The sequence below is a fragment of the Paenibacillus farraposensis genome (assembly GCF_020736845.1).
Classification (GTDB): domain Bacteria; phylum Bacillota; class Bacilli; order Paenibacillales; family Paenibacillaceae; genus Paenibacillus; species Paenibacillus farraposensis.
Genome location: NZ_JAFFQR010000064.1, coordinates 255,696 through 267,876, shown reverse-complemented (window position 1 = coordinate 267,876; position 12,181 = coordinate 255,696). Strand labels below are relative to the sequence as shown.

Here is a 12,181-nt window from a genome sequence, read left to right as displayed (position 1 = left end):
CAATAAATCCTCGCTTATCTGGATAGGATACGCGAGGATTTGTGTTGTCTGATCGTTCAATGGGGCACAATCCATACGATTTCGCAGATACGGACAAAGAATTTTTTTCCGAATACATCCAAAACGACATGGTCAGGCTTACAATCCAGCACGCATCCCTCAATTCTGCCGCGTGTTGTCTCAAGTACAACATATTTGCCGGTCGCTGCTCTCAATGCTTCAACTACGCATGGGTCTACAGGGTATACCACCACATGGTGAGGGGTAAGGTGATGGGGAAAAGGCTGATTGGCGCTGTAACTGAACGCTTGATTCGAATTCAATCGCTTCACTCCTTAAGATTAGTTATGATGTATCGTATGCTCCTGCCCAGAAAGGGTGTAGGCTGCTGCCCATAAACGGAAAGTATCACAACATTGCCAAAAAGCCCGGTCCACAAGGACACTCAGTACATAAGCTATGTTGTACCCTGAGTTAAAGGAGGAACTTATCCATGAGTGAAAGCGAAAGAGGTTATGGCGGCGGAGGATACCCAGGTGTTTGGACATCAACAGGTGCTATTCTTGTATTGTTCATCCTTCTGGTCATCATCACCAAGTCTTTATGGGTCTAAATTGAATTGAGTAGGTTAAACCCTTCATTGGTATATAACCGGTGAGGGGTTTAATCATTTTAGAATAAGCCGGATGGTTAATATGATAATGCACCTCAAATCGCAGTGTACAAAGCCCTGACACAATCTGTGCCGGGCTAGACAGCTGTCATATGAGGTGCTTGACATGTGCGTACAGGGCATGAGACGAATCAAGGATTAAATTAAGGCTATTGCAAGCAAGGTGAACAGGCTCAAAGTTATGATTTGCTCATTAAATCCGTAGTAAGGATAAAAGCCGGATGTTCGTACACAACCTTTTGACTCGGGTTTTAAGTACACATTATGACGATCGACATCCATAATAGTTCCTACGTACTGTTTTCCGTCCATCGTTAGAATACGCACCTTTTTGTGCATACATCTCATGCAGTTGTAATAAGCGTCCATTCCATCACCCCCTCTTGTACATTCGCATTGTATGAGCAGAAGGGCCGAATGGTAACGGCGAACATACAGGAAAAGAGGCTTCTCTGGAGCTTTGGCTTTGGACAGAACCAAGTCTAATTTTGATAGGGGTTAGAGGAAAAACCGGGGTATCCGTGCGTATATGCGCAGCTTCTTTCAAGGGCGGCCTGATTATGGGATGAAGCATCGGCAAGCCTTACATGTATCCCTGGTTTTCGGGGCGGCCGATACTTGGAGTCCTTGGGAGGACCGATGAGGATGGGCTTTTTAAGAGGGCTGAGCGCCTCTTGAATTTGATTCTCATTCAGGCAGTACGTATGAGCCAGAATATTGCTTGGCGTTAAGCGCAAGATATCGGAACCAAGGATAAATTCAGGGACAGGTGCATTAAATATCGTCAGTAAATGAGTGTTGTCCATCGTTGCAACAAGATAATGCCACCATCCCTGCGGGACGTTAGCGACCTGACCGGGTGTAATCGGGAAATGCTTCAATTCGCGAGTGAACGGATTAATCAGCGAGACCGTTACTGCTCCCGAGATACAATATACCAGCTCTGTGGCATTTTGATGGTAATGGGGCTCTATCACATTTGCCGTACTGAGACGGATCTCTAGCAATGATACATTGGCCAGCGTATTCAGTTGCTGGATTGAAAGCTCGTTAATCGAGTTTTGCGCATCCTTTTGAAACAAGACATTGTTGCTTAAATCATAGGTAAATTGTACGGAGGGAGAGGTGTAATCCACATAAGCATTCACGTGCCGTTTCCTGCCTTTCTGTATTTTCCAGATTTTGATATCGCATAGCTATCCTACTCTATGTATTCGCCTATACAGGTGTGCATGGACACTTAAGATTTCGGCAAGCAGAAGGCGAAAAATAGCGAAAAAAGTCACGTATTCAAGTGTAGATAGAACCGGTTTTTTTTCTCTACGACGTATTACCCCCTTTGGGGTCAGCGTTTTGTTTGCTGTTGTAGTCTTAGGACCAGAGCCGGATGATACGTAATTGCGGGCTGTGGTATACTGCAACGGACGTTGAAAGAAGCATGGTCCGATTCCATAATATAGCAACGCGTCTTTCCGCAGCAGGCCAAAAGCTATAGCAGAGAAAACATGATCGGATAAACGCCCCTGAGTTGTGCAGGCCGGAATAGCTGTACCGGACAGAACATGAAAGAGGAGGTTGTCTGGAATATGAAAAAATTATCTGTTTTACTCCTGTCCTGTGCATGTATGCTGGGTACTGTCTTATCAGTCACACCAGGACAAGCACAAGCCCAATCATCAGCTTTGAAGATAGGGGTTCAGAGTGATCGGGTACTGGAGCTTCAACAACAGCTGCATTCGCTCGGTTATTTTAAAGCCGGTTTTACGGGATACTATGGCTCTTTGACCCGCAAAGCAGTGGCCCGCTTTCAACGAGATCATGGGCTAACGCCTGATGGTGTAGCAGGGGCTGCAACACAAACCAAGCTCGATTCCTTTGGAAGGGTACGCCAAACAGCTTTGGAACAGTTGGCCCGGATCATTTATTCCGAAGCGCGCGGAGAATCGTTTGAAGGACAGGTGGCTGTCGGTGCTGTCGTCTTAAACCGTGTACAGTCCAGTGAATTTCCAAGCTCGATTCCGGACGTTATTTTGCAGCCAGGCCAGTTTACCGCTGTACAGGATGGTCAATACCATCTGAAGCCCAACAAGACCGCATACCGTGCGGCAAGACAGGCGCTGAATGGTGCCGATCCGACGAACGGGGCCTTATATTATTATAATCCGGCGATTGCTACAGCTACTTGGAGCAAAAGCCGTCCGGCTGTCATTTCGCTCGGCCGGCACACGTTTACGAATTAACTCATAAACTAATAACTTGTTAGTCGCCACTGCTCCTGTAGCCGGAGGCAGTGGCGATTTTTTTATATATTCACGAGTTTATAAATAAAATGGGATATTTTTGCTTATTGAATTTTAAAGATTCTACATATTTTACCGATATTCTTATAACATCCTTGCTATGCTGTTTAAATATTTTGATTAGCAAAGACCTTGCGGCTGCAAGGTCTTTTTTTTGAGCATTCAGGAAATTGAATGGTTGAGGGAAGATATGTTTTCTATAAAATTGAATGTAGATGGTGTTTGTGATACGCGGATTGTGTTATGTTCGATTGTCTTATAAAATTTATACACTGAATTCATAAAGGGGAGCTTATATCGCGGTGATTTTATAATATGACGGTTGTGATGAAAAAAACGGATAAAAAGTACAACAGGAGATGAAGTGTCTATGAAGATTAAAAATTTATTTTATGGCGAACGAATTAAACTGGCTGCAGTCAGGGAAGAGGATGCGGAGGTAATGCTCAAATGGGGAGAGGATGCGGAGTACCTCCGAAATGTAGATACGGATTTGGCTCTTCCTTATACGCTGAAGCAGATGGAAGCAGAAGGGGCTCCAAGCTCTAATGAAATTTATTTTCGGTTAAGAACCTTGGCAGATGATGTCTTGATCGGATTTGTTGCCATACATGGGATTGAGTGGAACAATCGAATCGGACAGCTGGCAATCGGCATAGGTAACAGGGAATATCGTGGTAAAGGTTACGGGGTTGAAGCAGTGCGTCTTATTCTTCGTTATGCCTTTAATGAACTAAATTTGAACCGGGTCGGGCTGGATGTCATTGAATACAATGATCAGGCTATCCGGACCTACCAAAAAGCAGGTTTCCAGCTTGAGGGCAGGGTTCGTTCCGCTGTTTTGCGCGATGGTAGCAGCTATGATCGCATCATGATGGGAATCCTGTACTCTGAATGGAATTCGGCTGTGATGGAGTGATGGATACACAATTTGTTCATAAAAGATTCCATACAAGCCTTTTAATAGGGTAAGAAGAGGTTTATAGTTAGGTTGTCACATGCTGAAATGGCTATTCATTTTGGTATGAGTCAAAGCTGAGGAGGAATTTACATGTCAAACGTTGTAAGGTCCGTTACTTCACCCAAACAATTCATTTCCGGTCAAAATCTGCTCTCATCATTAAATGACTACTTTAAGGATTATGGCGATAAAGCCTTTGTTATTTGTGATGAGTTTATTCTTGAACGGGCGAAAAAGGAGGCTGGCGCTTCGATTGAAGCAGCCGGTAATCAGGCGGTTTTCGAGAAATTCCAGTATGAATGTACAAAAGAAGAAATCGAGCGTAATCGTGAATTGGTGCGCAAGCATGGCTCGAATATTATTATAGGGATTGGCGGAGGTAAAACGCTGGATACCGCCAAGGCAACTGCTTATTATGAAAAGCTGCCGGTCGTTATTTTCCCAACGATAGCTTCTACGGATGCCCCTTGTACTGCGCTTGCGGTTATATATAAAAAGGACGGCTCCTTTGATGAATATTTGTTTCTGCCTACGAATCCAGACGTTGTACTGGCAGATACGGGCATTCTGTCAGCAGCGCCTGCACGTTTCTTTGCGGCTGGAATCGGTGATGCGCTGGCGACTTATTTTGAAGCGCGGGCTTGCTATCAATCCAATGGGAACAACCTGGTTCTGAACAAGCCTTCCACTACAGGACTGGGACTTGCTCGTCTTTGCTATGAAACGCTGCTGGAAAATGCAGTGAAGGCCAAACGCGCCGTAGATCGTAAAGTATACACCCGTGCGGTGGAGGATACGATTGAGGCGACCATTTATTTGAGTGGTGTCGGTGCGGAATCAGGCGGCTTGGCAGCAGCACACGCTATTCATAACGGTATGACGGCTGTTCCTTCGCTCCACAAAGCACAGCATGGCGAGAAGGTTACATTTGGTCTGTTGACTCAGCTGGTGCTGGAAAATGCACCGAAAGAGGAACTGGAAACCGTGATTAAGCTGGTCAAAGATGTAGGTCTTCCATTGACGCTTCGTGACTTGGGCGTCGAGGAATTTGTTGAGGCCGAGTGGCGTCAAGTGGCTGAATCCGCTTGTGCACCAAATGATACAATGGTCAACATGCCATTCCCGGTCAGCCCTGAGGATGTGTACAACGCTATCATTGCAACGGATACGATCGCAGAATCCTATAAATAATAGTTCTTCCCCCTATACAATAATAGCTTGACAAAAACGGGTCTGTCACATCAATGGCAGACCCGTTTCGTGTAAATGCACCATCCTGAGTAACAAAAAAATAGTAACCGGGACTTATATCGTATCTTGTTCTGACCGATATACATGTAACAGGGAAGTAGGATGTTACATCAGGAGGAGATTTGATGTTGGTACATGGTAAAACACGGAGAGGCAACTTGTACATCCATATGTCCAGCGGCTTTCACAAAATTGGGGATTATCGGGAAGAATATTCAGTAGTACCGGGCGATCGGCTAATGTCAAGACTGACCAAGCGGGTCTACACCATCACATCCGTCCATCTTGGTGGAGAGGCGTATGCCGATATTGACCTGGAAGAAGTAATCAGGAATAGTTAATGATTTGGTCTGGGTTATGTTAAAAGCATCAATCTCACTCATCGAGCGAAGTTGATGCTTATTGTTCTTTTAGCGTAAGGATTCATGCAGAAATTCTCGTGTGATAACATTGCTTTGGTTCATAAAATGTCTGATTGATGCCTGAGAATTGGCTGCGGACAGCTCCTTTCCCCATGTCATGGCATAGGCCCAGTTCGGCTGGTTTTGCAGTACCTTCGCACTTGGCAAAACATCACTTTCCCCGATTCCGATTGGCTTGCCCTGCGCAAGCTTTAGCAACCCAGTGTAGTAGGAGGACCTATAATCATTGTTGTAGATATCGGCTGCGAGAATATCCACTCGATGAATACCTGGAAAGGTTCGATTATAGGGAGTGCTGTATGCATTCGGGGCATTGGGACTCCATACCCACAGAAGGTTATCCAGATGATGGACATGTACGAACCGGTCATACATCAGATCCCACAGCTTAGCGTAATTTTGCTTGTTCCCCCACCAGAACCAGTTGCCGTTCATTTCATGATAAGGTCTCCATAAAACAGGCACATCCGCTTCTCGCAAGGTCTTTAGAGAAAGAGCCACCTCGTCCAAATCGGCAATTAGCTGTTTATATTGAGGGGTGCCTGGTGTGATATAGCGATTAAACTCAGCCTGGGTAATTTTGGCTTGTACGTTTTTCCACGTTCTGGGTGTGCCCGGTAACGCTTGATGAAAGGTAATCGTTACAATCCCGCCGTCCTGGCTCCATTGAATAGCGCTGTCCACAACACGCTTCCGCTGTTCCCGTAAGGCGGCACGGGACTGATTGGCCAATCCCCCAAACTCGTAGCCGTGAAGTCCTGCGAACTGGCCGCTGATTTGTTGCAGCTTGTTTACTTGCTCATCCGGTGCTTCTAAGTAATCGTGCTGTCCGGAGATCAGCATACCAGCCGGCACATTGGAAAGGTAGGCAAGCAGCTGCCTTGCTTTAGCTGAGGCTTGAGCATTAACAGGCGGGGCGGCATCGGCGATGATGAATGATTGCTGAGAGCCGCTAAAAATTAAAACAAGCATAAGCAGCAGCACTCTCTGTAACCAAAAGCGAATTGAGTGAGATTTCATGGCGCTCCTCCTTTGATGCATGTTATGAGACTAGCCTTTTCCTTTTTGTTTTCTAAGCTGTATCCATCCGCTCAGTATGATCAATAGCAGACAAAATCATCGTCCATCCATTGAAGTCCTGTGCTAAAAAGATTGGGGACATCGGTATCCTCTTTCGGAATTACAATCAGATATGCAGGCTTGTAATCAGGATACAGGCTGCTTGGATGTAAATTATTATAGTTAGGAAATCAGGTATGCTTTGATTACGGTCTTGAACAAGTTGACTAGATTATACCATAATTACCGTCCTGCAATAAAAGGCGTCTAAATACCTACTCTGCTCTGCTTAGCCATCATCCTTTATATTTAGTGGTATATCGATGTATGGTTGTACACTTCATAATTATGAAGACACAGTGGAAATATGCAGTAAGCAGCAACGGCAATTGCAGGTGTAAAATCAGTGCGAAATCAGAGGCGGAGTTTGATATCATTAAGATGATACTGATTAGGAGGTCGCGTACATGATTGAAGATAACAGACCGTTCTCCAAACCTGTAGATGCTGAAGGAGCCAAAGCAAACTTTGATGTGAATCAGCGCAAGCTTCACTCTGAGGGAGTCTCTGGTTTATGGCGTCAGGTTAGCAACCTGCTTATTCTGGTTGGGGTGATTGTGTTGATTATCATGTTAAGCAGGTTGTTCTAACGAAAATATTCAAAATTGATCAAAAGATGAGCAGAATAAAGGAGATGAGATGGTGTTAAAAGCAGCGTTACTTTTTATTTTAGCGGGCATCGCAGAAATTGGAGGAGGATATTTGATCTGGCAATGGCTGCGTGAAGGGAAGGCATGGTATATTGGACTTTGCGGTGGAGTGGTTTTGGCTTTGTACGGAATTATTGCCACCTTTCAAGTTTTCTCCTCCTTTGGGCGCGTCTATGCAGCATACGGAGGTGTATTTATCGTTCTTTCGATTGCATGGGGCTGGTGGATTGATAAAAAAACACCTGATATATATGATTTCATTGGAGGATTGATTTGTTTGGTTGGGATTGCAGTAATACTTATTCCCCGCTCAGGATCATAGGACAAAGATCCCTTTTTTTATTTTATAAAATATGACTATTGATCTACAAAAATAAGCTCCATATTCCGAAATAGAACTTAAGGAGGGGGTTCTATGGACTGGAATCAAATGAAGCTTAGATTGAAGCTCGGGAAGGCTTTGCCGAAAACCGAAGGTAATTTCTCTGTAGGTATTGTGTGTGGGCTTGCCATTAGCGGCATACTGTGGATTTCGATAATTGGCTGGTTTATGCTTATATTCAAGTGATTTTACAAAATCACTGTACATACGCAGACTCAGGTTGCATATGAATCACTAGTTCTGTTTTCCTGTGCTTAATGTTGTAAAATCATTATTTTGTAAAGTCGTTGCGCAGCTTATCGATTCCACGGTCTACAGCTTCATCAATCATGTCGGTAGCAGCAGGTGTGCTGACATCGGCATTAGGAATGCGATTAAATCCCGGCTCAAGCTGATCCAGGGATTGTGTGTGTTCCAATGAATTGCCCGCACGATTTTTTTCTTCGGATTGATTTTTTTTCATGGCGTATCACAAGCTCCCTTTTAGGTGTATTCAGATTCTCTATATACATACGAGCACGTTTCAGGCTAAAGGCTGATAAAAATAAAGCCGGGAGGAACTGCATCCTGCCCGGCACTTTCCAAACAACTAGCGACGCCCAAACAGATCTATCGCTCCCAGAACAACATGAGCCAGTCCGAAACCGAGAATGCCTGTAGCTGCAAGTTTGTACCTACTGCCCAGCAACGCAGCGCCTGAAGCCGATACTACCGTTCCGAGAACAGCTGGAATCATACCTTCACGCATTCGTAACACCCCTTCTGGTAGTTTGGAAAGACGTTTATTAGTGTAATTCAAATGAGTTAAAGTTATTCAAACGGATGATTTTATTAATTTTTTTTTAAAAACACTTTACATTCCGATGAAATTGTCGTATTATATGTTGGTGGCCAATTGAACGGTATTTACAAATTGAGAATATAAGCTAAATGCTTCTCTAATACTTGTAAGACAAGTAAGTGTAAAAAACGTTCCTAAATGTATGCCGGGGTGGCGGAATTGGCAGACGCACAGGACTTAAAATCCTGCGGTAGGTGACTACCGTACCGGTTCGATCCCGGTCCTCGGCATAATAATTTATCGCATGAAACCCTTGATACTCAAGGGTTTTTTGTTTTTTTGGGACTTGAGATCATAGCACTCATTTTATAGGGGGTGAGCGCTTTTTTCGCTTTTGGGGACGGATTGGGGACGAACTACTTTTGGATCGAAAACGTCAAGGTGAGCTGTTTTCTACGGCTGAGCTTCTTGGTGACGTGCGCATAGGTATCTGTGGTCACCTGAGAAGTGGAGTGTCGCAGTCGATGCTGAATTTCTTTGATGGATGCATCCTGCCCCAACAAATAAGTTGCATTTGTGTGATGTAGTCCGTGGAGGGAAACATTACGGAATCCATTTTATTCACACCAAGACTTCCAACTCTGAGTAGACGTGGTGTGATAGTACGGCTTACCTGTACCTGCGTGGAAAACGAAGTTGCGATCTCTACCTTGCCATACCCCCAGAGCTTTTGCCTCAAGTTTTGCTTTACGCATCGCTTTAATATGCTTGGCTAGCTCATCCATATACCATTGCGGCATGTCCACATAATCCTCAGTAGCTTCGTTTGTCCGTTTCAACTTTGGTTCGGCGTCTTTGGGTGCCCATTCATTTTCATAGAAGTCTTTGAATGTGAATTTGGAAGGTGGAATATAATTGCCACTTAGCACCTCCTGTTTAAACTTGGCTAACTCGTCATCCAAGTAATCTCTAAGCTTCTTTGTCGTTTTCAACAATGCCTTGTCCTCAATAGTGATTGTCTTGCGAGGGCGATTTCGGCTGTAGAACAATATTTTCCTTTAAAATCCGCAGCGTTATAGTAACAAAACAATTTTAAGATACAAGTATGAAAGCCTCTGATAACTCAGGGGCTTATTTGCGTTCGCCACTTGTGGTCGAAATTCTACTTCAAAGAGATGATAAAAACCGTGGCAAAGATCAAGTCTACATTGGATATTCAATTGGATCTAACAAGTATTTCAGCTGTGATTTGCTTCACAGCCACATAAACGTAAAGAAATACTTATAGGTTTGGATATAGCGGTAGGAAATGCTTTAGCAGATATTCAGGCTCAAGCGGCAAAAGATCATAAACCAAACGATGATAGCTCAGGAAAAGTTTCCTGAACGGAGAGAGGAGAGCATTTAGTGAGCCAAATAAAATTGTTTGGCGGCACCGTATAGACCACAATGGTCGGAGCAACGAAAAAGGAGGCGACGGCAGGGGGATGGTCTGCGCTTGTTGGACTTCTGGTTACGTTTTCTTGGAGGGTGGGATAAAACGCTGCAGGTGCTGCTCACGATGATGGTGTTGGATTATATTTTTGGGGTTTTGGCAGCTATTAAAAACAAAAAAATGAACAGTGATGTGATGTTTTGGGGAGGCATCCGCAAGGCTACGGTGCTGACGGTGGTGGGATTGTCTCCACAATTAGACAATTGGTTACAACCCGGAGCACCGATCTTCCGGACGGCGGCTATTTACTTCTACGCTGGCCATGAAGGGCTATCCTTGGCCGAAAACTGGGGGGCAATGGGAATCCCGTTGCCCTTCAAACTAAAAAGTTTCTTTTCAGCAGTTAAAAGACAAGGGAGATGGAAAAGATGCAACCACGAAATAGCCGTAATGCGCAAGGGATAGATGTATCCCACCACAACGGAAATATTGATTTTAAGAGGGTAGCTGCAGACGGGATTAGCTTTGTTTTTATTAAGGCGACACAGGGCAAGTCGTTTCGCTCCAAAACCTTCTTGAAGTTTGTTGAGGACGCAAAGGCGGCGGACCTGCTGGTGGGTGCATACCATTATGTGGACGATTCAGCAACTACACCGGAAGAGGCCCGACAGGAAGCAACAAACTTTGTAAGTGCAATGAAGGACGCTGGAGGCATGCAGGCTTTCGATTCGCCGCCTGTTATGGATTATGAGTCCAATCAGTCCGGCCTGAGTAAAGCGGCGATTACAGTCGTAGCTAAAGCGTTTTTGCAGGAAGTTGAGCAACTTACTGGCGTGCAGCCTATTGTGTACACATACCCGTCATTCATTGCTAATTTCAGCGGCCTAAGCAATTACCCGCTATGGAGTGCGCGTTATAGCGCCTCGCAGGTTCCACCGGATGCGTCCGGCTGGACAAGTTGGGACTTTTGGCAGTATAGCGACGGCAGCACTGGCGGCATGCTTCCAAGTGGTACACGCACGGTATCAGGTATTGCCGGTTCAGTCGATTTAAATGAGTTTAACGGCACAGCGGACGAACTGCGGACGCGGTTCAATAAGAAGGGGGAAAATACAGTGGTAGAAAAGCAAAGAGACATTAATAAGGTTAGCCCATGGGCAGCGGATGTATGGGCTGAGATGACCGAAAACGGATATTTTGATGGTACCCGCCCTGGCGCACCAATTACCCGGGAAGAGGCTGCTGCCACTCTTAGTCGTTTACGTAAAAACATTCTCAAGGGGGGATAAGTAATTATGGAAACATGAATCAGGTTTTAGCCTTTGCTTCAGTTTTGGCGGTGGTAGTTATTTCTTTGGTGCAGTTGGTGAAGAAGACAATTAATTTGCCTGTAAATGTAGTGCCTGCTGTGGGCGTAGTAATCGGCCTGCTGATTGGTTGGGCGGCTTCACCTTTTACTGATTTGGATACTACCTTGCGTCTGTGGGCTGGTGGACTGGCTGGGCTTTCAGCGACAGGGCTGTTTGAACTGGCGTTTAAGGATAGACCCGGAATGACCAAAGGTAATAAAGCTGCTTAAAATAAGTAAACACCCTATCGGCTTGGCTGTTAGGTGTTTTGACGATTTTTCTGGATTTAGATTTGATATCTATTACAAAAGCCTTCCATAACGGAAGGCTTCCAAAACTTACGGTCTAACATTGGTTACAAGTTGAAAATACGCGACGATGCCAAAGAAAACTATAATCAAAACAATTCCCAAAACGGTAAAGCCAACTATCTTCCCAACCTTTTTGTTTTTCTTGTCCATGTTACCTCCTTGATGTTACAGTATCTCTGAAATCAGTCTGCCCTCCCTTCCCTGAGTATCTCCAGATAATGTGTGTTTAATCGTTCCGTAAGTCATGCCGCCTGTGCCTCTGTAAGAATGTTTGAAGTAATTAACTATATATGCATACTGACGGTCAGCAGACGTGTAGGGACTCTCGGAGGATACCGAAATATCAACAAGTGGGTTGTAATTATGCACTACCAGTCCTATGCCACTAAGTACAGCAGTTATTTTTTGCGAACCCCTAGCGCCCTCTACCCTGTAGGTTACGGTACTCATAAGCTCACTAACATTAACCCCCATGAACCTACCATATGAACTGTCATGTACGGTATAGTTTTGTGCCATCGGTGTAACCCGTGACGAGGAAGCATCA

The 12,181-nt window shown here is 44.8% G+C and carries 17 protein-coding genes, 1 tRNA gene and 1 pseudogene; 11 read left to right on the top strand and 8 right to left on the bottom strand.

What is annotated here, in order from left to right; genetic code table 11:
• Positions 1-56: 56 nt before the first annotated feature.
• From JO375_RS11030 to JO375_RS11020, 3 genes are all read right to left on the bottom strand, one after another.
• A complete protein-coding gene (locus JO375_RS11030) occupies positions 57-323 on the bottom strand; it encodes a DUF2642 domain-containing protein (RefSeq protein WP_229524513.1) in 267 nt (88 codons plus the stop codon).
• 488 nt (positions 324-811) lie between these two features.
• Positions 812-1,042 carry an LSm family protein gene (locus JO375_RS11025; protein WP_229524512.1) on the bottom strand — a complete coding sequence of 77 codons (231 nt, stop codon included), beginning with the start codon at positions 1,040-1,042 and terminating at the stop codon, positions 812-814.
• A 113-nt stretch (positions 1,043-1,155) separates the two neighbouring features.
• Positions 1,156-1,821 carry a cupin domain-containing protein gene (locus tag JO375_RS11020; RefSeq protein WP_229524511.1) on the bottom strand — a complete coding sequence of 222 codons (666 nt, stop codon included), beginning with the start codon at positions 1,819-1,821 and terminating at the stop codon, positions 1,156-1,158.
• A 438-nt stretch (positions 1,822-2,259) separates the two neighbouring features.
• Between JO375_RS11020 and JO375_RS11015 the strand changes: the two genes are divergently transcribed.
• The 4 genes from JO375_RS11015 to JO375_RS11000 all read left to right on the top strand — a co-directional run bounded on the left by JO375_RS11015 (position 2,260) and on the right by JO375_RS11000 (position 5,526).
• Positions 2,260-2,913, top strand: a complete 654-nt coding sequence (locus tag JO375_RS11015; protein WP_229524510.1) for a cell wall hydrolase — start codon at positions 2,260-2,262, stop codon at positions 2,911-2,913.
• Between the two features lie 430 nt (positions 2,914-3,343).
• Complete coding sequence (locus tag JO375_RS11010) at positions 3,344-3,892, top strand: GNAT family N-acetyltransferase (RefSeq protein ID WP_229524509.1); 549 nt, start codon at positions 3,344-3,346, stop codon at positions 3,890-3,892.
• 132 nt (positions 3,893-4,024) lie between these two features.
• Positions 4,025-5,125, top strand: a complete 1,101-nt coding sequence (locus tag JO375_RS11005; RefSeq protein ID WP_229524508.1) for a glycerol dehydrogenase — start codon at positions 4,025-4,027, stop codon at positions 5,123-5,125.
• Between the two features lie 185 nt (positions 5,126-5,310).
• Positions 5,311-5,526: a hypothetical protein gene (locus JO375_RS11000; RefSeq protein WP_229524507.1), complete on the top strand. Its 216-nt coding sequence runs from the start codon at positions 5,311-5,313 to the stop codon at positions 5,524-5,526.
• Positions 5,527-5,595: 69 nt separating this feature from the next.
• Here the strand turns inward: JO375_RS11000 and JO375_RS10995 are convergent, their stop codons facing one another.
• Entirely contained in the window at positions 5,596-6,627 is a 1,032-nt protein-coding gene (locus JO375_RS10995; protein ID WP_229524506.1) for a glycosyl hydrolase, read from the bottom strand.
• A 506-nt stretch (positions 6,628-7,133) separates the two neighbouring features.
• Between JO375_RS10995 and JO375_RS10990 the strand changes: the two genes are divergently transcribed.
• From JO375_RS10990 to JO375_RS10980, 3 genes are all read left to right on the top strand, one after another.
• On the top strand, positions 7,134-7,316 hold the full coding sequence (locus JO375_RS10990) for a hypothetical protein (protein WP_229524505.1): 183 nt from the start codon (positions 7,134-7,136) through the stop codon (positions 7,314-7,316).
• A gap of 52 nt (positions 7,317-7,368) precedes the next feature.
• Positions 7,369-7,698: a YnfA family protein gene (locus JO375_RS10985; protein WP_229524504.1), complete on the top strand. Its 330-nt coding sequence runs from the start codon at positions 7,369-7,371 to the stop codon at positions 7,696-7,698.
• Positions 7,699-7,791: 93 nt separating this feature from the next.
• Positions 7,792-7,944: a hypothetical protein gene (locus JO375_RS10980; protein WP_229524503.1), complete on the top strand. Its 153-nt coding sequence runs from the start codon at positions 7,792-7,794 to the stop codon at positions 7,942-7,944.
• Positions 7,945-8,029: 85 nt separating this feature from the next.
• On the opposite strand, the gene JO375_RS10975 is transcribed toward JO375_RS10980, so the two are convergent.
• Positions 8,030-8,221, bottom strand: a complete 192-nt coding sequence (locus tag JO375_RS10975) for a hypothetical protein (protein ID WP_229524502.1) — start codon at positions 8,219-8,221, stop codon at positions 8,030-8,032.
• A gap of 126 nt (positions 8,222-8,347) precedes the next feature.
• Positions 8,348-8,506, bottom strand: a complete 159-nt coding sequence (locus JO375_RS10970; RefSeq protein ID WP_229524501.1) for an asparagine synthase — start codon at positions 8,504-8,506, stop codon at positions 8,348-8,350.
• Between the two features lie 237 nt (positions 8,507-8,743).
• Between JO375_RS10970 and JO375_RS10965 the strand changes: the two genes are divergently transcribed.
• Positions 8,744-8,829 (top strand) — tRNA-Leu (locus tag JO375_RS10965).
• 327 nt (positions 8,830-9,156) lie between these two features.
• Here the strand turns inward: JO375_RS10965 and JO375_RS10960 are convergent.
• Positions 9,157-9,501: a hypothetical protein gene (locus JO375_RS10960; RefSeq protein ID WP_229524500.1), complete on the bottom strand. Its 345-nt coding sequence runs from the start codon at positions 9,499-9,501 to the stop codon at positions 9,157-9,159.
• Between the two features lie 536 nt (positions 9,502-10,037).
• Between JO375_RS10960 and JO375_RS10955 the strand changes: the two genes are divergently transcribed.
• Genes JO375_RS10955 through JO375_RS10945 form a run of 3 tightly spaced genes read left to right on the top strand, consistent with a single transcriptional unit; the run spans position 10,038 to position 11,553 of the window.
• Positions 10,038-10,439, top strand: coding sequence for a phage holin family protein (locus JO375_RS10955; RefSeq protein ID WP_229524499.1), 402 nt, complete (start codon positions 10,038-10,040; stop codon positions 10,437-10,439).
• Entirely contained in the window at positions 10,403-11,263 is an 861-nt protein-coding gene (locus tag JO375_RS10950) for a glycoside hydrolase family 25 protein (RefSeq protein ID WP_229524498.1), read from the top strand. Before JO375_RS10955 ends, JO375_RS10950 begins: the two co-directional genes overlap by 37 nt.
• Before the next feature lie 14 nt (positions 11,264-11,277).
• Positions 11,278-11,553: a holin gene (locus JO375_RS10945; RefSeq protein WP_229524497.1), complete on the top strand. Its 276-nt coding sequence runs from the start codon at positions 11,278-11,280 to the stop codon at positions 11,551-11,553.
• Between the two features lie 246 nt (positions 11,554-11,799).
• Here the strand turns inward: JO375_RS10945 and JO375_RS10940 are convergent.
• Positions 11,800-12,181: pseudogene (locus tag JO375_RS10940) on the bottom strand (hypothetical protein); the annotation flags it as partial.